Source organism: Micromonospora sp. ATLC16, assembly GCF_057196645.1.
In genome coordinates this window covers 1-22,648 of the sequence record NZ_JBXUOW010000060.1, presented here as the reverse complement: position 1 = coordinate 22,648, position 22,648 = coordinate 1, and the positions used below count along the sequence as shown (strand labels likewise).

Below are 22,648 nucleotides of genomic sequence, written 5' to 3'. Positions count from 1 at the left end.
GAACGGGCAAGTGCAGCAGAACTCCACTGGCGATCTGGCCTGGCTGCTCGACGACCTGGTCGGGCGCGTCAAGCAGGCTGAGCATGCCATCGTGCTCTCCGCTGACGGGCTGCTCATGGCCTCCTCCGCCCAGCTCAGCCGAGACGACGCGGAACATCTGGCCGCGATGGCATCGGGCATCCAGAGCCTCGCGAAAGGTGCCAGCAAGAGGTTCGGCGGCGGTCCCGTGCAACAGACCATCATCGAGATGAAGTCGTCGTTTCTGTTCGTTACCGCGGCCGGAAGCAACGCGTGCCTGGCCGTCCTCGCGGCCGAAGACACCGACGTCGGACTTGTCGCGTACGAGATGGCGATGGTCGTTGCGCGAGCCGGCAAGTTTCTCGCCTCCCCGACCCGGCCGAGTCAGCACACCAACAACTAGGGGCCGCCATGACGATGCCCGACGAAGAACCAGTCTGGTTAGATGACGCAGCCGGGCCGGTGGTCCGGCCATATGCCGTCACGGGCGGGCGGGCTAAGCCAGCCAACAGCTTCAACGTGGTCGCTCTGATCCTTTCGACGCGATCGGCCCCACCGTCCGAGGTGGGGATTGCACCAGAACAGGCGAGGATCATTCACCTTTGCCAACGACCGCTCGCACTTGCAGAAGTGGCCGCGCATCTGAGCCTGCCCCTCGGCACCGTCCGAGTGTTGCTCGACGGACTGATCGCGCAGGGATTCGTTCAGGTCAACGATCCTCGCCAGGCCGCCACCCTTCCCGACGACAGCGTATTCGAGGCGCTCATCAATGGACTACGTCAACTCTGAGCGGACGGGGCAGGCGACCCTTCCCACCGCCATCAAAATCCTCATCGCTGGTGGCTTCGGCGTAGGCAAGACCACCCTCGTGGGATCCGTCAGCGAAACCAAGCCCCTACGCACTGAGGAGGTTCTCTCCGAGCAGGGCGTGGGTGTCGATGACATCTCCGGCGTCGAGACGAAATCGACGACGACTGTGGCGATGGACTTCGGCCGGATCACCATCAGCGACGAACTTGTTCTCTACCTGTTCGGTACTCCCGGTCAAGACCGCTTCTGGTTCGTCTGGGACGAACTCACGATCGGCGCCCTGGGTGCCGTGGTCCTGGCCGACACCCGGCGGCTCGCGGACTGCTTCCCGTCCATTGACTACTTCGAGCGTACGGGGTTGCCTTTCATCGTAGCCGTCAACTGCTTCGAGAATGCCCGCCGGTACAGCCTTGACGAGGTGCGACTGGCCCTGGACCTCGACCCGGACGTGCCCGTCATGTTGTGCGACGCGCGAGAGCGGCAGTCGTCCAAAGAGGTCCTCGTAGCGCTGGTCGGGCATGTCAAGAAGCAAGGACTCACCCGCCGACCCGAGCCGGTAGGCAATTGAGCCATGAGGTCTGGCTGATGTCACACGGTGGCCGTCACAGCCCCGCAAGTCTCAACTGAGCCTTGATTGGTGTGGCCGACCTGGCGGCCTGTTTGATCTTCGCGCAGTGGGCTGTACGGGCTTCCTCGTCGATCTGCTGCTCGTGTTCGGCGCGCAACCCGGTCCGGCCGTCGAGGCCCTCGCGCAGGATGTCGGCGTGCCCGGCATGCCGGATGGACTCGCCGAGGACATGGACCATGATGGCGAACGGGTTCGTGTCGTCACATAAGGCTCCGGCCACCACGGCACGTGGCCTCCAGCTCCGCCATCCGCGGTCACGTACGGTGAAGCCCGATCGGCGGCGTGTCAAGCTGCCGCCATCGTGGTCACGCCAGGGACGTGTTCAGAGCGCCAGGGTGACGTGGGACTACCCGCTCAGTCCAGACGGAACGTGGACGACCAGGATCGCGGTGTCATCGGTGACGTTTCCTTCGGCGAAGGTCATGACCGCGTTATCGATGGCCCCGGCGAGTTGGTCGGCGGAGTCGACGGCGGTGGAGGCCAGGATGTCGTGGAGGCGTTCGGGTCCGAACATGTTGCAGTCATTGAGGGGATGCGCTTCGGTGACGCCGTCGGTGTAGAGGATGAGGCTGTCGCCGGGCCGGAGCAGGGTCCGCTGGTCGTGGAGGGTGGGCTGGGGTAGCCAGCCGAGGATCAGTCCGTGTCTGCCCAGTGTTTCGACGGCACCGTCCGCGCGGCGTACGAGGCCGGTGTCATGGCCGCCGCAGCTAACCCGGGCGCTGATCCCGTCCGGGTGTGGGCGCAGGGTGGCGTAGACGGCGGTGAGGTACTGGCTGTCGTCGGTATACCAGGCCCGCAGCGCGGTGTTCAGGGCGGCGAGGTTGACACTCGGGGTCGTGCAGCGCACGGCGGCGGCGCGGAGGGTGTACCGGGCCAGCGCGGTGGTCTTCGCCGCTTTCGGGCCCTTTCCGGAGACGTCGCCGAGAACGACAGCCCAGGCGTCACGCACTGACGGGAACACGTCGTAGAAGTCGCCGAGAACCTCCGCTCCGTCTCCACCCCGCCGATACCGCACGGCGACCTCAGCCCCGGGCACCTGCGGCAACAGGGGCGGCAGCAAGCTCTCCTGCAACGTGTCGGCGAGCTGCCGCACGTGTGCGGTGGCGTCCTCGGCCCGTACGGTCGCGGCCTTGGCCGCCGCAGTGGCATCTTCTGCTCGCCTGGTAGCGGCCTCGGCGCGGCGGGTAGCGTCCCGGGCCTCGTCAACGGCCTCGCGTAGGGCGATCTCTCCCGCAGCGGCTTGGGCCAGGGTGGCCAGCACTTCGATGTCATGCGGTGTCCACTGCCGCACGGAGGTATCGACCGCGCAGAACGTGCCGAGCACCAGCCCGTCCGGTGAACGGACCGGGAAACCCGCCCACGCCGCCACGCCCATCAAAACGATCGACGGGTTGTCCGCAGTACGTGGGTCGGCACGGGCATCCTGCACGATCAATTCGGCATCAGCGCCGATGACGTACTGACAGAACGACTCCTCGACCAAGTTCTGCCGATTCGCCAGGTCGGTGCTGTCCACGCCGACGCAGCTCTTCCAGAACGAGCGCGTCCCATCCACGACTGTGACGAACGCATACGGCGTTCCCAGCAGGGTCGCCGCGAGACGGGTCAGCCGGTCGAACGCCTGCTCCGGCCCGGTATCCAGTAGTCGAGTGCGGCGTACCGCCGCCAGCCGGGCCGGGTCGAACACCGCCGCCGGCACCGCTGTCGACACCGTCACCGGCCAGGACCTCTACCCGCACGACGCCGACGCGAACGCTGGGGGGCCTCGTGACCAGCCCGCGCGTCATCCACCGCCGCATCCTGACCCGGCGGACAAAGCCGATCAAGCAACACCCACAGGGCAGCAACCGTCGCCCGCGTCTCGGCAACATCAGCACCGACATGCGCGGGCACGATCGCCGCAGCCGGACGGCCGTGCTTCGTCAACACGGTGACCTCATCAAGCAGGTCGGCTCGCGCCACCAGCTCGGAAAACGACGCTTCGCCTCCCGCAGCGGCACCCGCGAAACCGCACCCACATCGTCGAGATCCGCAACCGGCATGAAGTCATTATGACCCCAACGCGGCGCCCCCCGGCAGCGGCCGAACGGCCACGCCCAGCCAACGCGGGACGAACGCCGTCGGTGAGGACTGTCGGACCCTCACGCTCGCGTTGATCACGACGTGGCGCTGGGATCGCGACGACCAGTTCCCCGACGGCCACCGCCCCGGCATCCAGTGGCTCAGCGAACTTCGGACGGCGACGGCTGGACGCCACCTCGTCGATCATGATGCCACGGCCACACCAACTCAGCTCGGCTGAACGAGCCGCGCAGACGAAGGCCACGTGCCGCTCACGGCGGGTCACCGCACCGCAACCGCATCCGACCTGCCCGTTACATCCGGCGCAGAAACACGTTTGGCGGGTGACTGCGGCCGCTGCTAGTTTCCGGAGGCCGTGCGAGAGACCGAGGAGGTGGTACCCGTGAACGTTTCGACATGGGTGCTCCCCTCTGGGGTCACGGTCGGGCGATAGGTCGTCCGGGAGCGCCCTTTCACGAGCACTCCCGACCGAAAGGCACGACCATGCGATTCACTTCTGAACAGCGCCTCGATGACGGCGTCCTCGAACGCGAATTCACCCTCGGCGAGATCCCGGGCATCCTGTGGACGCCCGCATCCGCATCCGCACCGGTCCCGTTGATCCTGCTCGGCCACCCCCCGCTCGGACTGCACAAGATGTACCCCCGCCTGGTGGCGCGGGCCCGGCACGCCGCGGCGGATGACTTCGCCGCGGCCACCATCGAGCTCCCCGGCAGCGGTGACCGGCCCCGTTGGGCCGCCGCCGAGCAGGCCCGCGCCGACCTGCGCCGGGCTGTGGAGGCCGGTGCGCCGGTCAGCGCCGAGATCATCGACGCCCTCATCCTCCCGCTCGTCGACCAGGCGGTCCCGGAATGGCGAGCAGCCCTGGATGCCCTCCTTGCGCTGCCCGAGATCCGCGGACCGGTCGGGTACTCGGGGGGAGTGATCTCCGTCGGCATCCGGCTTGCGGTGGTCGAGCCGCGCATCGTGGCCGCCGGCTTCTTCGCCGGGAGTTTCGTGCCTCGCGCCATGTTCGAGGAGGCCCGACAGGTCACCATTCCACTGCACGTCCTGCTGCAGTGGGACGACGAATGGAACGACCGGCAGGCGGCCCTGAACCTGTTTGACGCCTTCGGCTCCAAGGAGAAAACGCTGCACGCCAACATGGGCGGACACACCGGTGTCCCGCAGTTCGCCGGCGAGGACGCGGCCGGATTCTTCGCCCGACACCTGCGCTAGCCGCGGGCCGAGGCCCCGCCGCCAGGCCAGCAGCAGGCGACAGGCGCCGGCCGGCACGCCGCTCATTGAGGACAGGCCCCGACCCTCCTCAATGGCGCGTCAGCAGATGCACAACCGCCCCGATCGCGGCGGTACCGGCCATCGCGGTACCGGCCGGTCGGGGCGGAGCTCTGCTCTTGGCGACCGGCTTGACCTCTGCAAGATCATCTACCTACTTCTGTACTCCGAGGAGCACCCCAGCCATCTGATGGTGGATCAAGGTGGCTGCCCTGTACCGTGCCAAAACTCGTCGCACATGATGTGAGCTGGGAGTGCTCGGCTCGGATTGATGATCGCCGGTATGGTCGTGCGGTTGCTGCACCTGGGGATGATCCGCCTGTTCAATGGTCTGGGGTTGTTGCTCCGCGGTGACAAGGCGTTGCTGATCGAGGTCCTCGTGCTGCGGCATGAGGTAGCGGTGCTCCGTCGGCAGGTTCGGGGCCGACCGCGGTTGTCCTGGCCGGACCGGGCGATCCTGTCGGCCCTGGCCCGCCTGCTGCCGCGTCGGATGCGGGAACATCGGATCGTTACCCCGGCGACGTTGCTGGCCTGGCACCGCCGGTTGGTGCGACGCCACTGGACCTACCCGAACAAGGCGAGTTACATCGACTCAGCCATCAGGTCGGGGCGGGCACGATCCGGCGGATCCTGGCCGGCCGCTTTGCCACCAAAATTGCCGTGCTGCTCCGCGACGGCCTGGTGGGCTGGCAGCGACTGAACGTCACCGCCTTCCTGGTCAGCGGCATCGCGAACGTCGAACCGGAGCTGCTCGGCGAGGACTACCGCGACGCGGACGGCACCTTGTACCTGCCGATGTTCCGCCAGCCGGTGCTGGTCTTCGCCGGCGACCGGGCGACGCTGACCAACACGCACGCGCGCTCGCCCGAGGGGTGCGACTGTCGATCTTCACGGCCGAACTGTTCTCCATCGGCAACGACCGGGACAACCGCGCCGCCGTGCAGGCGGTCGGTCGGGAGAAGCTCGACCTGGTGGGGTTGGCGCTGCACGCCCCACGTGCCGTCGTGGACAAGTTCCTCAAGGGCGCATCCATGCACCCGTAACGGCATCCGTGGCGACGAAGACATTGATATTGGCCGGTACGGCTGTAATGATTAACACACTTTACAGTTGTTCCGCCGCCCCGGAAGGACCCCGACATGGCGCGACGATTGACCGGGCCCACGCCCCGCCGCCCCCGCATCAGAATGGCCGCCGCCCTCGCCGCGGCCCTGCTCGCCGTACCGGCCGGCCTGTTCGTCGGCGCCTCCGCCGCGACGGCCGCCACCACGGGCGCCATCACCGGGTACGGCGGCAAGTGCGTCGACGTGGCCGCCGCGAACCCGGCCAACAGCACACCGGTGCAGCTCTACACCTGCAACGGCTCGTCCGCTCAACAGTGGACGGTGGCCGACGACGGCACCATCCGAGCCCTCGGCAAGTGCCTCGACGTCGCCGCCGCCGGCACCACCAGCGGCGCGCGGGTGCAGATCTACAACTGCAACGGCACCGGGGCGCAACAGTGGTCGTCCAGCGCCGGGCAGTTGGTCAACCCGGCCTCGGGCAAGTGCCTCGACGCGACCGGCCCCAGCTCCGCCGACGGCACGCCCCTGCAGATCTGGACCTGCGCCGGCAGCGCCAACCAGCTCTGGACCCTGCCCAGCGGCGGCACCACTCCCCCGCCGTCGGGCGGCTTCACCCACCCCGGCGTACTGGTCAGCCAGGGGCAGCTCGACTTCGTCCGCGCTCGGGTGCAGGCCGGCGCGCAGCCGTGGGCGGCGGCCTACAACCAGATGATGGGCAGCCGGTACGCCTCGCTGTCGCGCACCCCGGCGCCTCGCGCGGTCGTCGAGTGCGGCTCCTACTCCAACCCGAACAACGGCTGCACCGACGAGCGGGAGGACGCGATCGCGGCGTACACCCACGCGCTCGCCTGGTACCTCACCGGTGACTCCCGGTACGCGCAGAAGGCGATCCAGATCATGGACGCCTGGTCGGCGACGATCACCTCGCACACCGGCAGCAACGCGCCCCTGCAGACGGGCTGGGCAGCCTCGACCTGGCCCCGGGCCGCCGAAATCATCAAGTACACCTACGGGAGCTGGCCCAACGCCGACCGGTTCGCCACCATGCTGCGCACCGTCTACCTGCCGGTGGTCCGCAACGGCTCGAACAGCAACGGCAACTGGGAACTGACCATGATGGAGGCCGCCGTCGGCATCGCCGTCTTCCTGGAGGACCGCACCGCCTACGACGCGGCGGTCACCCGCTTCCTCAACCGCGCCCGGGCCTTCATCTACCTGCCCAGCGACGGCGCGCTGCCCTACACGGTCCCCGGCAGCGGCCTGGACACCAGCTCCGAGATCATCGGCTACTGGCAGGGCCAGTCCACCTTCGTCGCCGGCCTGGCCCAGGAGACCTGCCGGGACTTAGCCCACACCGGGTACGGCATCTCCGCCATCTCGCACGTCGCGGAGACCTCCCGCATCCAGGGCCGCGACCTGTACCCGCAGGTCGGTGAGCGGCTGCGGCACGCGCTGGGCTTCCACTCGCGCTACCAGCTCGGCGAGGCGGCACCCTCCTGGCTCTGCGGCGGCACCCTCTCCCGGGGTCTCGGCCCGATCACCGAGGTCGGCTTCAACGCGATGAACACCCGGCTGGGCAACGCGATGACCAACACGCAGACCCTCACGCTGCAACAGCGACCCGCGGGCAGCAACAACCTCTTCGTCGCCTGGGAGACGCTGACGCACGCGAACAACCCCAACTGACCGCGTCGGCCCGGCGACCCGCCTGCGTGAGTCGCCGGGCCGGGCGGTGGTCAGCCGTCGATCCCCAACGCCACCACCGGGCTGACCCGCGAGGCCCGCCGTGCCGGGAGCACGCCGGCCAGTGCGTTCAGCGCGACCAGCTGTACTGCCCTTCCCCTCGTAGCGTGGAGGCCAGGACTTTAGAGATAGAGGCTCATGGCTGAAACGAGACGCCGATTCGATCCGGAGTTCCGCGCGGGCGCGGTCCGGATCGTGCGGGAGACCGGGAAGTCGATCGCGGAGGTAGCGCGTGATCTGGGGATCAACAGCGGCACCCTGGCCAACTGGGTGCAGCAGGATCGTGCCGCTCGCGGCGAGGCGGCCGCTGGGCAGTTGTCCGAGGACGAGCGGGCCGAGCTCGCGCGGTTGCGGCGTGAGAACGCGGAGCTGGCGATGGAGCGTGATGTCCTCAAGCGATCCGTGGTCCTGTGGGTCAAGGAAGCGACGGGCCGGTGAGCGTGGCCGCCTTTATCGCTTCCCAGAGGACCGAGCACAACGTGCCGCACGCGGTGGCCTGTCGGGCACTCGGGGTTTCCGAGTCGTGGTTCTACAAGTGGCGGGACCGTCGGCCGACACCCCGGCAGGACCGGAGGGCCAGGCTCGCGGCTGCGGTCCGGCGCGGCTTCGACGCCTCGGGCGGCACCTACGGCAGTCCACGCGTCGGCGACGAGTTGCGCGAACAAGGGTGGCGGGTGTCGGATAACACGGTCGCCGAGCTCATGGCCGAGCTGGGCCTGGTCGCCAGAGCGAAGCGACGTCGGCGTGGGCTGACTCGGTAGGGCAAGCGGCCAGCCGCCCCGGACCTGGTCAAGCGCCGGTTCACCGCGTCCGCGCCGGACGTGGCCTGGTGCGGCGACATGACGGAGATCGTCACCGGCGAGGGCAAGCTCTACCTCGCCACCGTCATCGACCTGTACTCCCGGCGCATCCTCGGCTACGCCATGGGCGACCGGCACGACGCCGGCCTGGTCGTAGCCGCGTTGAACATGGCCGCGGTCACCCGCGGCGGCGATGTCGCCGGAGTGATCTTCCACTCGGACCGGGGCAGCGAATACTGCTCGGCTGACTTCGCCCGGGCGTGCGCCTGGTAGAAGGTACGTCAGTCGATGGGTCGGGTCGGCTCGTGCTTCGACAACGCCGTGGCCGAGGCCACCTTCTCCACCATTAAGATCGAGTACGTTCACCGCCACCAGTTCCGCACCCGCACCGAGGCCCGGCTGAAGATCGCCACCTGGATCACCGGGTGTGCTGGTTCCGGTCAGCCGCCGCACGATGTTCGCCGTCGAGGCCCACAGGGTTCGAGACACCGCCGATTCGGGTCGGCTCTCGTACTCGCGTGTGAGGCGGCGGTGCAGCATCAGGGTGCCGTTGACCTGCTCGACGATCCACCGTCTGCGGATCGGCACGAACCCGGGCCGCGTGTCGGATCGTTTGACGACCTCGACGTCGACCCCGAGGACGGCACCGTGCAGCGCGAGGTCCTGTTTGAACCCGGCGTCGACCCAGGCGCGGCTCACCACCGGAGTGTGTTCGACGACCTTGTCGAGCAGCCGGATGCCGATGGTGTTGTCGGTGACCGACGCCGCGGCGACCACGACCGCGATGACCAGCCCCAACGCGTCCACGGCCAAGCCCCGCTTACGCCCCGACACCTTCTTGGCCACGTCCTTGCCGGTCGTGGCGGCCGGGACGTGGTTCGCCGCCCGGATCGACTGGGTGTCCAACACGACCGCGCTCGGATCCTCGGCACGGCCGGCCTTCTCCCTCGCCTGGCAGCGCAGCAGATCGTGGATCACCTGGTCAGTGCCGTCGTCACGCCACAACGCGAAGTAGTAGTAGGTGGCCGACTTCGGCGGCAGGTCATGCGGCAAGTACGCCCACTGACAACCCGTCCGGTTCTGGTAGAAGATCGCGTTCACGATCTCCCGCAGGTCATAGTCACCCTCACGGCCCGACACCGACACCGCGACCCGCTTGGCCTTCCACGCCTGCAGGAACGGCCCGATCAGCTTCCACTGCTCGTCAGTGACATCACTGGGATACCGCTTTCGATCACCCATGACCGGGCTAACGCCCGTCCACCCGAGCGGTCACGACCGGAACTTACATTCAACCCATCGACCGACCGCTATCCATAACGAACCCGCCGGAAGAACACCAACCGGACGCAACGCATAGATCAGATCAAGTTACTGCGGACCGCCCTCTGACAAGTTCCGCATCCCCACCGCCTCGTCCCGACGTCGATTGGCCACCCCATGCAGGAGCAGGTAGTACTCCCCGTTGAGTACGGTCACCTCCGCCGAGACGTTCGTTGGGAAGTCCAACCCGACCACCAGTTCGTTCAGCTCATCGATGATGGCGTCGAGTTGACCACTGTCCGACTCCTCGGTGGTCTGCGAGAGGCAGAACCAACCATGGAACTCGTACACGTCACCCTCCGAGCGGTCTGATGTGAAGACGGGCTCGATGCCGTACCTGACACCGTATTCGCGTAGCTTCCTGATCACTGCACCCGTGCGTGCCTCCTCAAAGTGGAAGTTCGGCACCCGCCCGGTCTCGACGGCCTTCTCACGAACCCGCTGCGCTGCCACACATGTCAGCAGCTCACAAGTGCCGTGCGAGCCCAAGAACGTATGCCACAGCCGTGACTCACATGTGACTCACACGACGACAGGGAAGATAGCCAATCGGCTATCTCCCCTGGTCAGATAAGCACGCCCGAAAGGACTCGAACCCCTAACCTTCTGATCCGTTGCATTCGCCTTCGAAGAAGGCGCGCAACTCCGCGATTGTAACGGTCCATTCTGAGATCCTGAGCCCATCATCAGTCACTGACGCATGTGCCGGCACGGATCGACTCGGATTCGCGAGATCAAATCCATGACCGAGTTCACTCAAGAAGAACAGCCGCTCCTGAATCCGAATTTCACTATCAAAGCGATAGAGGGCATAACCTCTCAGCCAGTTAGCTGAGCGTGGATCAACCACCAGAGTCAAAAGCACAGCCCTGTCCGCACCGTCGAGGATTCGTTGCAACTCACGCCGCCAGCTCGCACGATAAGACGCCTCGCTCCAGAATTGGGTCGGCATCTCAAAGGTTTCATCAAGGTCGCCGGCGCTGATTTTACCGACGGAAACGCTGGGATCGAGCGCGCGACCACCCGGACCGGACAATTCGATGCGAAACATGACTCTACGGCTTCAGGTAGTTGAGATCAGAGTCATAGGTGCCAAGGCGATTTCCTTTTCGATCAAACATCTTCCAGCCATTCAAGGTATTATGCCCGGTGATATCAGGTGTAATATACCGCTTGCCATCAAAGAAGGCAGCCTGACCCTTGGAATCGAACGGCACCTTCTGCGCCGGGACGCGCTTCGAAAATCCAAGGGCACCAGATCGAACGGCACCTTCTGCGCCGGGACGCGCTTCGAAAATCCAAGGGCACCAGCCCGATCTTTCAGCCACTGACCTTTAGAAACCCCATCCGGAATCTGGAGCCCCCGCCCCTGCTGTCCACTGGGAACAGCGCCTCCGGCCGGCGGACAGTTGTGTACGAGTACCGGTGTTCTGCCGGCGATCACATAGTACGTGTGGATGTCGGCGACGGTGAGGTTATACACGGCCTGCGGCTGGCTCCAGGTACGCAGGCTTGCAACCTGGACTTCGGCTCCGGTAGGGGTTCTCAGCAGGTCACCCGGGCGTAGGTCACTGGCCTCGACCCACCGTCGGACCTTCTCAGCCCAGAAGGGGTGGTTGTCGGTGGCAACGATCTCGTCAGCGGGTTCGGGTTGTGTTCCGGCGTCAACAGTGATGGCGACGAGTTCCTTCGGCCCTTCGCTGTTTATGACATGCGTTACCAGTCGTTTGCCTATCTCCCCGCTTTCGGGATCCGCAGCCAGAACGAGGTCGCCTACCCTCACGTCCTCGATCGGCTTCGTGGAGCCGTCCGCCATCAGGACGTGGGTTCCGCCTACGAAGCTGCTGGAGCTTTTGCAGGCGGATAGCTTTGCCTTGTATCCAGCCCGACCGCCTGCGCCAGCCATGCCACCTCGCGCGCCGGGCATTGCTCCACTGCCGCCGTTGAACATACCCTCGGACAGCACATTGACTATTGTCTCGTCATCAGATATCGCGACCCGGACAGATGCGCCGCATTCTCCCGTGCTGCAAATGCTGTATAGAGCAATCAATACTTCTTGGTCTGCTTGGAGCTCGTCGCAGGTGATCACAGTCCCGCAGTAGAAGTTGGTCTCACACTGGGAGCCCATAGCGGCACACCAATCCCCGAGTAGACTGGCGACCTTCGTGCCACTGATGCCTGGCGGCACTGGATATTTGTTGACGTAAACCTTGCCGTCGTCTTCGACGGTCACTTTGTAGTTCGGGGTGTGGACGATGACGATGGGTGGCCGCGGTTCGGTTGAGTTTCTGGTTTTCGGGGTGTAGTCGACGATTTTGTGGACGCCGCGTTTGGGGCTCATGTCGCGGACGTGACCTTCGTTGTCGCCGGTGGCGTAGAGGCCGCTGGGGTCGCTGAAGGTGATGGGGTTGTTGTTGGCGTAGGAGTAGCCGTGCCATTGCTGTGGCTGGGCCATGTCCTGGATGGGGTCGACGGAGATGAAGCGGCCGATGGCGGGGTCGTAGTGGCGTGCGCCGAGGCGGGTGAGGCCGGTGGGTTCGGTGTCGCCGTTGACGAATCCCTTGAGGTTGGGCCAGGCAGGTTGGCTGCTGCCGCGCGGTTCGCCGTAGGGGGTTTGGCGGCGGGTGGTAGCGACCTGGGTGACGTTGTCGATGGCGATGTTCTGGGTGCCCTGGTGGTCGTCGGCGAGCCAGGTGAGTCCGTTGGCGGTGCGGGAGGCGATGGTTCTGCCGGCGTGGCTGTAGTAGCGGGTGCAGCTGTTGGCGCTGGTGGCGTTGGTGTAGCGGATTTCCTGGCCGGGGAGGTAGAGGGTGGCGCCGGTGGGGTCGCGACGGATGATCCGGTTGCCGTCGGCGTCGTAGATGTAGCGGGTCTGTCCGGTGGTGTCGGTGGCGGTCTCGAGGAGTCCTTCGGCGTCCCAGGTCAGGGTTTGGGTGCCTGATGGGCTGGGGCGGGTGAGGGTGTCGCCGGTTTCGTTGTAGGTGTAGGTGCCGGTTTTCGCGCCGCTGGTGGAGGTCAGCCCGTGGGGTCGGGCGGTCCCTGGGGTGGGGTAGTGGTAGTCGGTGGTGCTGACGCCGGTGGTGGTGTGGATGTTGTGCTTTTTCCGGTTGCCGATGGCGTCGAAGGTCCAGGAGTGCCAGTAGGGTGCTGGGCCGCCGAGGTTGGCGGCGCTGCGGGTGGCGGCACAGTCGCCTGAGGTCGGTGTCCAGGCGTGGGTGAGCCGGCGAAGGTGGTCGTAGGTGAAGCACTGGGTGTCGTCGACCGGTTCGGGTGCCACGTCGGCGATCTTGGTGATGTTGCCGGCGGGATCGTGGGTGTAGCGGGTGTCGCCGAGGGTGTGGGGGGCGACGCTGTCTCGGTCGGTGCGTATGCCGGTGAGTCGGCCGGTTTCCAGTTCGCGGGTGAAGCGCTGCCAGACGTGTCCGCCACTGCCGGTGTGCAGGTCGTATTGGTCGAGTTGGCCGAGGGCGTTGTAGATCGTTTCGTCGACGTAGCTGGTGGTGGTGCTGCCGGTCAGCGTCTCGAGTGTCGTGGGCAGCCCCAGGTCGCTGTAGCTGTACAGCAGTGTTTCGGCGCCGAGGTCGGACCGGGTCGAAGGCATGCTGAGTGAGGCGAGGGTGCCGTCGGGGTTCCAGGTGTTGGTGTAGTTGTAGGTGCCGCCGAGGCCGGTCTCGGAGGTGGGGATGATGTATTGCGTGCCTTCGGGCTGGTAGGTGTCGGTGTATCCGGTGACTTTGACCTGGTAGTTGGCGCCGCCGGGGAGGAAGCGGGTGGATTGGGTCAGGTGGCCCTTGGCGAGGGTGTCGTAGATCCACTGGGCGCGCATGGTGCCGCCGACCTGGTTGTCGTAGGCGAAGCGTTTGCGGTTGAGCCCGTCGTATACGAAGGCGATCGTCTTTTGTCGCGCGTCGGTGGTGGTCTTGACCCGGCCGGCGTTGTCGAGATAAATCGATCTCGTTACGGTGCGCCTGCGGGCACAATGATCGCCGTGCTGACCGCCACCCGTAGCCTGCTGACGTCGCTCGATCCGCTGCCGTACTCCGTGCGGATGAGCCGGCTGGTCGAGTGGGCACGCACCGCGCCTGATCGTGTTCAGGTCTGTCGGGATCTGCGCGAGCAGGGTCCCTATGAGCGGCACTTGGCCCTGGTCGCGGCGATGGCGACCCGCGATGCCGAGGGCATCGCCGCGGCGGCCCGCGACCCGCAGCCGTCGATCAGGGGTGCGGCGCTCACCGCGGCGCTGCGCGCCGACATCCCGATCGGCGATATCACCGACCGGTCCGCGATGGAGCGGCGTCGTGTCTATCGCAGCCTGCGCCGCCGGTATGCGCCGGCTGTGGCCGACGCGCTGATCAGCGAGGTCCGCGCCCAGTTCGGTGACGAGGAGGCCGCCGCGCTGCTGCCAGCCTGCGGCGACGACACGGTACGGGCGTTGCTGCCGGATCTGGAGCACGCACTGCGCCTGGAGCGGCTGGTCCGGTGGCATGAAGGTCCGCTCCTGGAGCGGGTCCGCGAGCGGCTGGCCGCCGCCCCGCCCGAACTGCGGGCAAGGATCTGGGGTGACGCCGCCGTCGCGGTGCTGCGGTGTGACCCGGCGCGGGCACTCGATCTGCTCGAACGGTACGCACCGGAGGAGTCGCTACCCGGCCCGCTCGACGCGTACGGACGACTCGCGGCACACGATCCGGGTCGCGTCGCCGGGCTGCTCACCGCACCCGGCCGCGCGGCTTGGTTGCGCCGGAACGTGCTCCCGCCGGCCCTGCTGCGCCGGTTGGCGGTCCTGCCCACCGACGAGCTGGTACCGCTGGCCAGTCGGTTCCGGGAACACAGCCGGGCGCTGGCGGCGCTGCTCGACGCCGTCGCCCCGGCCCGACGCGCGGACCTATACGACCGGGCACTGTCCGAGGTCGACACGGCGATGCTGATCCCGGCTGCCGAGATCATGGAGGTGCTACCGGCCGCGATCCGGATCCGCGAGGCGAGGCGGGTGCTGAGCCTGGCGACGATTCAGGAACGCGAGGCGGAGGTACGCCTCTGGAGCGCGTACCTGGCCTGGCCGGACGCGTCAGCGGCGCTGCACGTCACGCTGCGCTCCGGTGACGCCGACGAGCGAGCACACGGATACACGCTGCTGGTGCAGGCCGCCCGCCGCTCCCGCGACCCGCAGGCGGTGGCTGAGATAGTCGTGCGGCTCGGCCGGCTGCGCAACGAGCAGGACCCGGTACGCGCCGCCGCGCTCACCGCGCTCGCGAAGGTGGCACCGCTGCTCACCGCGGACACGGCAGCGGGGCTTACGCAGCTGAGCACCGACGCGGTCGACGCCCGCGACGCCTCCGCCGCGACCACGACAGCGCTGAGTTCGCTCGCCGCCGACGTCCTGCAGCACCACGTCGCCGTGCCGCAGCTACGCGAATGGGCGCTGCTCACGATCGACCTGGTCAGCACCGGCGCCGCCGTGCCGGTACTACGCCGCTTCGACACCGTCCTGCGCCGCGGGCAGGAGACACTGGTCTTCGAGCGGCTACGCGGCTGGGTCGAGGCGGGCATCGCCCGCGGCCGGTACGGCCCGCTCTTCGCGCTCACCCACGCGCTCGGCAAGCGGGCCTGGCGGCTGCCACAACTGCAGGACCTGCTCCGTCAGGCGATCGGCCCGCACACGCTGGCGTCGGTGGCCCGCACCGCGATCGGGTTGTGGCTCGATGACCCGCGTACCCGCTCGGACCGCGTCGCCGAGGTACTCGCCACCGATCCGACGGCGGTGACGCTCCACGAGGTGTGGGTGATCATCTGCGCCTCCCGCACCGACCTGCTCGACCAGGTACTCAAACGCCGCCCACGCGGCCGGTTCGTGGAACCGGGAATACGGTGGGTGCCCGCCTGGGTGCCGCACGCCGAGCGTTGGCTGCCCCGCCAGCAGACACGTTTCGTGGAGCAGTTGGAGCTGATCCTCGCCGACACCGAGCAGGGAGTGTGGCAGCGCGCGGCGGCGATCCGAGCCGCCGCCCACGTGCCCGGCGCAGGCCGCGAGCTGGTGCTGCGCCACCTCGACGCCCCCGAAGTGGCGATCGCCGAGGCGGCGCTGGGCGCGCTGGTCTGGACCGACCGGCCCGACGAGGCACTGCCGGTGCTGCTCCGCTACGCCCACAGCGACCGGGCACGGGTCGCGCTGTACGCGGCCGGCCGGGCCGCCCGGCACGTCGCGCCATCCCGGCTGGTCCCTGTCCTCACCGAGGTGCTGACCGGCCCGGCGAAGATCACGAGCCGGAAAGAGGCCGCCCGGCTCCTGGCACGCCACGGACCGCCGCAGGTCATGGCGACCCTGCTCGACACGTATCACCACCCGGAAGCGCACCGCGACCTACGCGCGGCGATCGTCGCCGCCGCCCGACAGCGAGCACAGGCCGAGGCGAGCTGGACCATCCTGCGGGCCGCGGTCGACGGTAGCCGGGAGGAACGGCGCGCCGTCCTGGACGCGTCCCCGGACACGATTCCGAACCGACACCGCCCGGCCTACGGAGCGCTCATCGTCGAAGCCTGCCAGGCCACCGACCGGGAAGTTCGACGCACCGCCTTCCACCAACTCGGGGACTGGTCACCGTGGCTGACCGGAATCACCGACCTGGTCACCGACCGACTCACCGACCTCGACGAAACGATGGTGCCCACCGACGTCGCACGCCTGCTCAAGGCCGGTGGCGACGACATCCTCGCAACCGCGCTGGCCCGGCTGGTGGACCACGACACCCAGGACGACCATCCGGGCGGCCCGGCCACGGATCGCCCGGCCCGACGCCGCATCGCACTCCTCGCACACGGCGCGGTCATCCGATCCGCTCACCATCCCACCAGCGCCGACCGGACCGCGCTGATCGAAGCCGCGCGGTGGCTCGCCGGCCGGCCCGCCTTCGCCAGCACAGCCACCGGCCTGCTAGTCGACCTCGGCCGACTCGACAACCTCGACGAGATCGCCCGGCTCTGCGCAAACCGGCCCGTCCTGGCCGCTCGCACCGCCGAACACGTCGGCACCCGCCTACAAAACCTCCGGGAGTCGCCCGACCCCGCGGCCCTCACCGACACCATCACACGCCTGACGGGACGCGCCGACCTCACCAACGGCCTGTTCGCGGTTGCCCTGGTCCGCCACGGAGCCGGCTTCGGGTGGAAAACCCCATGGCGGGACCTGCTGATCAGGCTGCGCCGACACCCCGACGCCGACGTACGCGAACAGGCATACGCAATCGACATGAGCGGCGCGGGCCATGTCTCAAACTAAGCCTTGATTGGTGCGGCGGACCTGGCGGCCTGCTCGATCTTCGCGCAGTAGGCCGCACGGGCTTCCTCGTCGATCTGCTGCTCGTGTTCGGCGCGCAACCCGGTCCGGCCGTCGAGGCCCTCGCGCAGGATATCGGCGTGCCCGGCATGCCGGATGGACTCGCCGAGGACATGGACCATGACGGCGAACAGGTTCGTGTTGTCATAAGGCTCCGGCCACCACGGCACGTGGCCGGGAGCGTCGAGAGGAAGCTCGTTGATCGTCGCGTCCGAGTGTTCCCACGTGCGCCGGTAGAAGCCGATGATCTGATCGCGGGTCTCGTCCTCAGCCGCCCACAGATCGCTGCCGTTGGAGTCCTGCCACCGGGGCAGCGGTTCCGGGCAAAGGCGGTCGAAAACCTCGCCGAAGTACCTGGCCTCGACGGTGGCCACGTGCTTGACCAGACCGATGAGGTTGGTCCCGGTCGCTGTCAAAGGTCGACGGACGTCGTACTCGGACAACCCGTCGAGCTTCCAGAGCAGCGCCTCGCGGTCCCGCCGCAGTCTCCCGTGCAGGTTGACTTTCGCGAACTCATCATTCATGCGGCATGAGCCTGCCATGGGCTACTCGTGGTCTCCCCACCGGCGCTATTCGGGCGGCACGACGCGGAAATCGGTGACGAAGCTGGCGATGCGCCCGTCCGCGGTGTGACCCACGTACGTTGCGTACACGCCGTCGCCCCAACCCGAGCCGACGACGTACACGTTGACTCCGGTCCGCTCCTCCACTACCGCGGAAACGACAGCGTCGACCGGGTCGTCCGGAACCTGCGCCGGAATGAAGACCTCGTCGACCCTCTCGAAATCCCACTCCCGCAATGCCTCGATGGCGACTTGGTCGGCCAGCGTTCCGGTACCCGCGTCGACCACGTATCCGAAGAAGTCCTCGTCACCGAGCGAGGCGACGTCCTGGCCCGGGAGCAGCGCCATGCTCCACGCCGCGACCGGCTCGTCCACCACCGTCAACTGCAAGGCGGTGATCCGTCGCTGCCACTCGCCGCCGCCGGCATTCACCAGCGCCACCCAAGCCCCGTAGCGGACACCGGCCGGGCGCCACCGAGCCAACAAAAGGCGTGGCGTGCGCCACCAGCGGATCACACCCCACGACCCTGCCAGACGGCAACACCACCAGCCCAAGCTCGTACGGCTCGACACGGTAGATGACCCCATCGCTCTCCACGCGATACCCGGCGGTCAACACCGCACTGAGATCCGGCACGTAGGGCATGACGCGCAGTATCCAGGACACCACCTCCGACCGAGAGCCGCATCAGGCCGCCGGCCGAGTTCCACACCCACGGTGCGGCATGAGCGGGCGACATGGCAGCGGCCCCACGCGCCTTCATCTAGTTGACACTTGATAAAGCAAATGCTTGAGTATGGCCATGGATGCCACCGTCGAAGAGCAGCAGCTCGATGCTTTGTTCACGGCGCTCAGCGATCGCACCCGGCGGGACATCATCGTGCGGCTGAGCGCGGGCGATGCAACGGTCAAAGAACTCGCCGAGCGGTACACCATGAGCATGCAGGCCGTGTCGCAGCACCTCCAGGTACTCGAGCGCTCCGGCTTGATCAGTCGGGGACGTCACCGCCAGACCCGCCCGTGCCGCCTCGAACCGGGAACACTCAAGGCCGCGGCTTCGTGGATCGAGGCGAGCCGGCGCATATGGGCCGAGCGGATGGACCGCCTGGAGACGCGCCTGGCCCGCCTGCAAGAAGGTGAAAAACGGTGAGCGACGACGAGCTCGTCTACGAGCGGGTGTTCCAGGCGCCGCGCGAACTTGTGTGGCGATGTCTCACCCAGCCCACCGAGCTCGCGCACTTCTGGGGTCCCCGGGAAATGACCACACCAATCGACGGCATCGTGGTTGAGCTTCGGCCCGGCGGCCGCTTCGAGACACTGATGGTTGGCCGGCACGGCAGCTATCGGATGGTCGCCACATTCACCGAGATCGTTCCGCCCGAGCGGCTCGCCTGGATCGAGTTGTCGAGCGGGATGCACACCATCAGCACCCTCGACGATCGGGGCGGTGGCCGGACCGCGGTCGTCATCAGACAACGGCATGTGCCCGAAGCTATGCGACGGCCCGAAGCGCGAGCCGGCTTCCGTACCTCTCTGGACAAACTTGACGAATACCTCAACCTCCGCCTGCAAGGGCACCGATCATGACCGACCCAAGGACCTGGGTAGCACCGACATACGAACGTTGGGCCGATTTCCTTGCCGCTGCCCCCGAGGTGACGTGGGATGCGCCCACCCTGTGCGACAGGTGGCTGGTACGTCACGTCGTCGCGCACGTGACGATGCCGGTCCGGCTAAGCCCGGAGCAGTTCGGCGCAGAGATGGCGGCGGCCCGTGGCGACTTCGCCGTGCTCTCCCACAACGTAGCTGCAAGGGACTCTTTGCTGCCTCCCGACAAGCTTCTCAGTCAGCTCCGATCGCCGAAGCTGCACGAGTGGCTGCCGCCGCACGGCGGCGCGGCGGGTGCCCTCAACCACGCTGTCATCCACTCGCTCGATGTAACGATCGCGCTCGACCTGCCTTCTGTCGCACCACGAGAGGCTGTGATCACCGTCCTCGACCTGCTCACCGCGACCAACGGGACACTGTTCGGCGTCGACTTGAACGGCATCCGGATCGAGGCCACCGACACCGGTTGGAGCCGCGGAGAGGGCCGGTTGATCCGCGCCGACAGCGGCTCACTGGTCGCTCTCCTGAGCGGCCGCACCCTGCCCGACGGCCGTGCGCTTCTTCGGAGCTGATCGCCAGACCGACATCCGCTCATCGGTATGAGCGTGCGCGGTCAATCGCCGCTGTGAGCTGCCGGCAATGCGGACAACGTTCGCGGGTAGAGGGCTGGCCGGCTCGGTGCCGCGCCGGCTGGCCGGCCCGGGGGCGTCGGCCCCGACCGGTCCTTACGGTCGGCCGCGCCGTGTCGCGTGCCGCACGTCAGTGCATGCGGGGCCTCGATCAGCAACCGGCTCGCCGTGACGCGGGTCGGCTCCGGCTGCCCGTGCCACAGTTCAAGCATTCTCGATCGGATGCCTCGTCCTCACCACACCACCAGATCAGCCGCGCCGCAATCAGATGCGCGGACGACACGATCGTCGCCACCAGCCACCCGCCCCCAGCCGGCCGTGCCACCCCACCCACGCCACGGCACCGACCCAGCTCCGCACCGACCGCGACACCCCGCAGCAACCCCCCACCACTAAGATCCACACGACCGATCACAGTGGACACTCGTCCACGATCGGCCGACGGACACCCCAGCCATGATCCAAACGGGGCGGCACGCACACGCACCGGCCAACACCCACGCGCACGAACCGCCCCTCAGACGGCACGCAGACATCGGAGCACCAACGGAGCACCAAACTCCCACATGATGGAAGATCGCGACATATGCTGGGAAAGAGTCAAGGCCGCAACCAACGTTTTGGCTGGTCACGGCCTTGATCGTGTGGCGCGCCCGAAGGGACTCGAACCCCTAACCTTCTGATCCGTAGTCAGATGCTCTATCCGTTGAGCTACGGGCGCTGGTGCTCGGCCAGTCTACACACCCGGCCTTCGCGCGGAGACTCCGGGATTCGAACCCGGGAGGGGCTTTAAGACCCCAACCGCATTAGCAGTGCGGCGCCATAGACCAGACTAGGCGAAGTCTCCCAGGTGGCCCGCAGACCACCGCGCCCGAGGATACAGGCCGCGCCCGGCCGGGGGCAAAGCGACTACCGGAACGAGTTGCACCCAGGATCCCGGACGGCTCCCGCTGTGCGTTGGTGTGATCAGGACTACGCTCCATCGGCATGCAGGAGCAGCCGCCCAGCGAGCAGAACCGCCGTGAGCCTGCTGAGGGAGCCCGCCGACGCTCCGCGAAGGCGACCTTCACGCCGCCCCCGGCCCCCGCACCGTCGCCCCCGGAGGAGCAGGACGACTCTGCCGGGTCCCGTCCTCGACGGTCGAAGGCGGCACCGAGCGTGCTCTTCCAGCCGCCACCGACGCCAGAGCCGCCACCGCGCCAGTCCCAGCCGGCCACGTCCAGGTCTCCATCCATGCCGGTGCCGCCGTTCACCGGTGAAACCGGGGCGGCGGGCCGCAGCGAGCGTACGGCTTCATCCGGTCGGGGTGGGCGCACGGCTTCGCCCTCCACCGAGCAGGTCCGGGAAGCCACGTCGGTACCTGCGTCTCGTCGCCGTGCTGCCGCCAGCCGGCCGGCGGCAGCGGGTCCGGACTCTACTGGAACGGACGTGACTCCGACTGATGCCCGACCCACCCGCCGAAAGTCGGCCACGCGCGAGGCATCGCCGAAGCAGGTTGGATCTGCCGACCCCGACCCCGGCACCGGCATCGGAGGCCCGGCCATCGACGCCTCAGCCAGCGACACCACGATGACGGAGAGCGGAACTACCGACGGCGGGACTGCCGACGGCGAAACGATCGCCCGGAACACCGGATCCCCCTCATTCGAGGCTGGAGCCGGGCCGGCGACGCCTCGCCCGGGAGCCAAGCCGGCCGCCGGGCAGATGGGCGGGGCAGCGGCCGGCCCCGCAGCAGCCGGCACCGAAAGGGCGCCGACACGGAAGGCGGCCAGGAAGACGGCGGCGGCGCAGAAGAGGGTTCGGGCGAGCGACGAGAGGGGACCCGAGCCGACCAGCGAGGCGACCGACGTCGGAAAGGCGACGAGGAAGGCCACGCGGCGGACGGCAACCGGCGCGGCCACCGCCCCGGGCGAGGCTGCTCCGACGGCGTCGGCAACCGAGACGGCGGCCCCTACCAAGGCAGCACCGGTCAAGGCAACACCGGTCAAGGCAGCCCGGAAGGCCACTAGGAGGACTTCCCGTAAGACGGCCACCAGTGAAGCGGTCAGCGGCCACCCGGCCACCAGCGAGACGACCGCCACCAGCGAACCGATCATCGGCGAGACAACGCCCACGAGCGGCCAGGTCACCGGCGAGACAACCACCAGCACGACTGCCGACGGAGCGGTTGACGAGCCGAGGTTCGGGGTGCCGGGCAGTGCCGGCGTGGTGCCGGCAGCCGGGGCCGCACCGATCGGCGACGGCAGCGGGCGCGACATTTCGGGGCGTACCTCGGAATCGGAGTTGGGCGTGCTCGTGGCGCGGGTCGTCGATCACCCGGGCTTCGCTCCGGAGCTACTGGCCCTGACCGCGGTGGAGGTCCTCGGACCCGGCGCGGCCGAGTGGGTCCGGCGGCTGCGGGAGTTGTACCCGAGGGCGCGGCCGGACGGGCTGGCCCGGCTGGCCACCCGGCGCTTCGTCCGACAGGCCGGTGCCGGTGGGGCGACCGCCGCGCTGACCGGCGTCTTCGCGCCGGTGGTCGAACTGGCGGCGGTGCTCTGGTCGCAGGCGAACCTGGTGTTGCACCTGGCGGCGGCGTACGGCCATGATCCGGCTCACCCGGATCGGGCGGCGGAACTGCTGATGCTGACCCAGGTCCACCCGGACCTGGCGAGCGCGGGGGCGGCAGTGGCGGCGGCGCGGGCGGCGCAGGGGCCGGAGGAGGAGCCCGGAATCCGTGCGGTCGAGGCGGCCTGGCGGCTGGCGGCCCCGCTGGCCGGGCAGGCGGGTGG

The 22,648-nt window shown here is 67.9% G+C and carries 22 protein-coding genes, 2 tRNA genes and 2 pseudogenes; 16 read left to right on the top strand and 10 right to left on the bottom strand.

The genetic code is table 11. The features are described from left to right. The first annotated feature begins 10 nt into the window (after window positions 1-10). From AC2CHE_RS21170 to AC2CHE_RS21160, 3 genes are read left to right on the top strand one after another with little or no spacing between them, the layout of a single operon-like run. On the top strand, window positions 11-421 hold the full coding sequence (locus AC2CHE_RS21170) for a roadblock/LC7 domain-containing protein (RefSeq protein WP_093410703.1): 411 nt from the start codon (window positions 11-13) through the stop codon (window positions 419-421). A gap of 8 nt (window positions 422-429) precedes the next feature. Beyond that, window positions 430-807 carry a DUF742 domain-containing protein gene (locus tag AC2CHE_RS21165; RefSeq protein ID WP_332907900.1) on the top strand — a complete coding sequence of 126 codons (378 nt, stop codon included), beginning with the start codon at window positions 430-432 and terminating at the stop codon, window positions 805-807. Continuing rightward, a complete protein-coding gene (locus AC2CHE_RS21160; RefSeq protein WP_484506614.1) occupies window positions 788-1,396 on the top strand; it encodes a GTP-binding protein in 609 nt (202 codons plus the stop codon). The genes AC2CHE_RS21165 and AC2CHE_RS21160 overlap by 20 nt, the downstream gene beginning before the upstream one ends. A gap of 34 nt (window positions 1,397-1,430) precedes the next feature. Here AC2CHE_RS21160 and AC2CHE_RS21155 read toward each other — a convergent pair whose 3' ends face one another. Then, entirely contained in the window at window positions 1,431-1,679 is a 249-nt protein-coding gene (locus AC2CHE_RS21155) for a mycothiol transferase (protein WP_484506613.1), read from the bottom strand. Window positions 1,680-1,802: 123 nt separating this feature from the next. Further along, the gene (locus AC2CHE_RS21150; protein ID WP_484506612.1) at window positions 1,803-3,173 is read right to left on the bottom strand and encodes a PP2C family protein-serine/threonine phosphatase; all 1,371 of its coding nucleotides are present in this window, start codon (window positions 3,171-3,173) and stop codon (window positions 1,803-1,805) included. 50 nt (window positions 3,174-3,223) lie between these two features. On the opposite strand from AC2CHE_RS21150, the gene AC2CHE_RS21145 reads away from it, so the two are divergent. From AC2CHE_RS21145 to AC2CHE_RS21110, 8 genes and pseudogenes are all read left to right on the top strand, one after another. Continuing rightward, window positions 3,224-3,511: a hypothetical protein gene (locus tag AC2CHE_RS21145; RefSeq protein ID WP_484506611.1), complete on the top strand. Its 288-nt coding sequence runs from the start codon at window positions 3,224-3,226 to the stop codon at window positions 3,509-3,511. A 510-nt stretch (window positions 3,512-4,021) separates the two neighbouring features. Continuing rightward, window positions 4,022-4,756, top strand: a complete 735-nt coding sequence (locus AC2CHE_RS21140; RefSeq protein ID WP_484506610.1) for an alpha/beta hydrolase — start codon at window positions 4,022-4,024, stop codon at window positions 4,754-4,756. A 328-nt stretch (window positions 4,757-5,084) separates the two neighbouring features. Next, window positions 5,085-5,513 carry a hypothetical protein gene (locus AC2CHE_RS21135; RefSeq protein WP_484506609.1) on the top strand — a complete coding sequence of 143 codons (429 nt, stop codon included), beginning with the start codon at window positions 5,085-5,087 and terminating at the stop codon, window positions 5,511-5,513. Next, window positions 5,474-5,856: pseudogene (locus AC2CHE_RS21130) on the top strand (DUF2000 family protein). Before AC2CHE_RS21135 ends, AC2CHE_RS21130 begins: the two are co-directional and overlap by 40 nt. A gap of 96 nt (window positions 5,857-5,952) precedes the next feature. Next, window positions 5,953-7,563, top strand: coding sequence for a ricin-type beta-trefoil lectin domain protein (locus tag AC2CHE_RS21125; RefSeq protein ID WP_484506608.1), 1,611 nt, complete (start codon window positions 5,953-5,955; stop codon window positions 7,561-7,563). Window positions 7,564-7,758: 195 nt separating this feature from the next. Beyond that, window positions 7,759-8,058, top strand: a complete 300-nt coding sequence (locus AC2CHE_RS21120) for a transposase (RefSeq protein ID WP_484506607.1) — start codon at window positions 7,759-7,761, stop codon at window positions 8,056-8,058. Further along, a complete protein-coding gene (locus tag AC2CHE_RS21115; RefSeq protein WP_484506606.1) occupies window positions 8,055-8,381 on the top strand; it encodes an IS3 family transposase in 327 nt (108 codons plus the stop codon). The genes AC2CHE_RS21120 and AC2CHE_RS21115 overlap by 4 nt, the downstream gene beginning before the upstream one ends. 60 nt (window positions 8,382-8,441) lie before the next feature. Then, window positions 8,442-8,693 (top strand): transposase, encoded by a 252-nt coding sequence (locus tag AC2CHE_RS21110; protein WP_484506605.1) that lies wholly within the window; start codon window positions 8,442-8,444, stop codon window positions 8,691-8,693. 270 nt (window positions 8,694-8,963) lie between these two features. Here AC2CHE_RS21110 and AC2CHE_RS21105 read toward each other — a convergent pair. The 4 genes and pseudogenes from AC2CHE_RS21105 to AC2CHE_RS21090 form a co-directional block, all read right to left on the bottom strand. Then, window positions 8,964-9,662: pseudogene (locus AC2CHE_RS21105) on the bottom strand (IS5 family transposase); the annotation flags it as partial. 129 nt (window positions 9,663-9,791) lie between these two features. Next, window positions 9,792-10,196: an Imm7 family immunity protein gene (locus tag AC2CHE_RS21100; RefSeq protein ID WP_484506604.1), complete on the bottom strand. Its 405-nt coding sequence runs from the start codon at window positions 10,194-10,196 to the stop codon at window positions 9,792-9,794. 145 nt (window positions 10,197-10,341) lie between these two features. Beyond that, on the bottom strand, window positions 10,342-10,794 hold the full coding sequence (locus AC2CHE_RS21095) for a hypothetical protein (protein ID WP_484506603.1): 453 nt from the start codon (window positions 10,792-10,794) through the stop codon (window positions 10,342-10,344). A gap of 81 nt (window positions 10,795-10,875) precedes the next feature. After that, window positions 10,876-14,199 (bottom strand): polymorphic toxin-type HINT domain-containing protein, encoded by a 3,324-nt coding sequence (locus tag AC2CHE_RS21090; protein ID WP_484506602.1) that lies wholly within the window; start codon window positions 14,197-14,199, stop codon window positions 10,876-10,878. Between AC2CHE_RS21090 and AC2CHE_RS21085 the strand changes: the two genes are divergently transcribed. Continuing rightward, window positions 14,083-17,019: a hypothetical protein gene (locus tag AC2CHE_RS21085; RefSeq protein ID WP_484506601.1), complete on the top strand. Its 2,937-nt coding sequence runs from the start codon at window positions 14,083-14,085 to the stop codon at window positions 17,017-17,019. The two genes, AC2CHE_RS21090 and AC2CHE_RS21085, sit on opposite strands and share 117 nt — an antisense overlap. Here the strand turns inward: AC2CHE_RS21085 and AC2CHE_RS21080 are convergent. Together AC2CHE_RS21080 and AC2CHE_RS21075 are read right to left on the bottom strand one after the other, a co-directional pair. Next, the gene (locus tag AC2CHE_RS21080; RefSeq protein WP_484506600.1) at window positions 17,016-17,600 is read right to left on the bottom strand and encodes a DinB family protein; all 585 of its coding nucleotides are present in this window, start codon (window positions 17,598-17,600) and stop codon (window positions 17,016-17,018) included. The genes AC2CHE_RS21085 and AC2CHE_RS21080 overlap by 4 nt on opposite strands. A gap of 45 nt (window positions 17,601-17,645) precedes the next feature. Then, window positions 17,646-18,080 (bottom strand): DUF4241 domain-containing protein, encoded by a 435-nt coding sequence (locus AC2CHE_RS21075; protein WP_484506599.1) that lies wholly within the window; start codon window positions 18,078-18,080, stop codon window positions 17,646-17,648. 362 nt (window positions 18,081-18,442) lie between these two features. On the opposite strand from AC2CHE_RS21075, the gene AC2CHE_RS21070 reads away from it, so the two are divergent. From AC2CHE_RS21070 to AC2CHE_RS21060, 3 genes are read left to right on the top strand one after another with little or no spacing between them, the layout of a single operon-like run. Further along, complete coding sequence (locus AC2CHE_RS21070) at window positions 18,443-18,790, top strand: ArsR/SmtB family transcription factor (RefSeq protein WP_484506598.1); 348 nt, start codon at window positions 18,443-18,445, stop codon at window positions 18,788-18,790. Then, a complete protein-coding gene (locus tag AC2CHE_RS21065) occupies window positions 18,787-19,227 on the top strand; it encodes an SRPBCC family protein (protein WP_484506597.1) in 441 nt (146 codons plus the stop codon). The genes AC2CHE_RS21070 and AC2CHE_RS21065 overlap by 4 nt, the downstream gene beginning before the upstream one ends. Beyond that, a complete protein-coding gene (locus AC2CHE_RS21060; protein ID WP_484506596.1) occupies window positions 19,224-19,820 on the top strand; it encodes a maleylpyruvate isomerase family mycothiol-dependent enzyme in 597 nt (198 codons plus the stop codon). The genes AC2CHE_RS21065 and AC2CHE_RS21060 overlap by 4 nt, the downstream gene beginning before the upstream one ends. A 702-nt stretch (window positions 19,821-20,522) precedes the next feature. Here AC2CHE_RS21060 and AC2CHE_RS21055 read toward each other — a convergent pair. Beyond that, window positions 20,523-20,598 (bottom strand) — tRNA-Arg (locus AC2CHE_RS21055). Between the two features lie 35 nt (window positions 20,599-20,633). Next, window positions 20,634-20,724: transfer RNA gene (locus tag AC2CHE_RS21050), tRNA-Ser, on the bottom strand. A 1,340-nt stretch (window positions 20,725-22,064) separates the two neighbouring features. On the opposite strand from AC2CHE_RS21050, the gene AC2CHE_RS21045 reads away from it, so the two are divergent. Further along, a partial coding sequence (locus tag AC2CHE_RS21045; protein WP_484506595.1) for a hypothetical protein occupies window positions 22,065-22,648 on the top strand: 584 nt, incomplete at its 3' end.

Bases quoted from the DNA above. Each gene is read 5' to 3' on its own strand.
- AC2CHE_RS21165 (WP_332907900.1), top strand. From the start codon at position 430: ATGACGATGCCCGACGAAGAACCAGTCTGGTTAGATGACGCAGCCGGG.
- AC2CHE_RS21160 (WP_484506614.1), top strand. From the start codon at position 788: ATGGACTACGTCAACTCTGAGCGGACGGGGCAGGCGACCCTTCCCACC.
- AC2CHE_RS21140 (WP_484506610.1), top strand. From the start codon at position 4,022: ATGCGATTCACTTCTGAACAGCGCCTCGATGACGGCGTCCTCGAACGC.
- AC2CHE_RS21135 (WP_484506609.1), top strand. From the start codon at position 5,085: ATGATCGCCGGTATGGTCGTGCGGTTGCTGCACCTGGGGATGATCCGC.
- AC2CHE_RS21125 (WP_484506608.1), top strand. From the start codon at position 5,953: ATGGCGCGACGATTGACCGGGCCCACGCCCCGCCGCCCCCGCATCAGA.
- AC2CHE_RS21120 (WP_484506607.1), top strand. From the start codon at position 7,759: ATGGCTGAAACGAGACGCCGATTCGATCCGGAGTTCCGCGCGGGCGCG.
- AC2CHE_RS21095 (WP_484506603.1), bottom strand. From the start codon at position 10,794: ATGTTTCGCATCGAATTGTCCGGTCCGGGTGGTCGCGCGCTCGATCCC.
- AC2CHE_RS21080 (WP_484506600.1), bottom strand. From the start codon at position 17,600: ATGAATGATGAGTTCGCGAAAGTCAACCTGCACGGGAGACTGCGGCGG.
- AC2CHE_RS21070 (WP_484506598.1), top strand. From the start codon at position 18,443: ATGGATGCCACCGTCGAAGAGCAGCAGCTCGATGCTTTGTTCACGGCG.
- AC2CHE_RS21060 (WP_484506596.1), top strand. From the start codon at position 19,224: ATGACCGACCCAAGGACCTGGGTAGCACCGACATACGAACGTTGGGCC.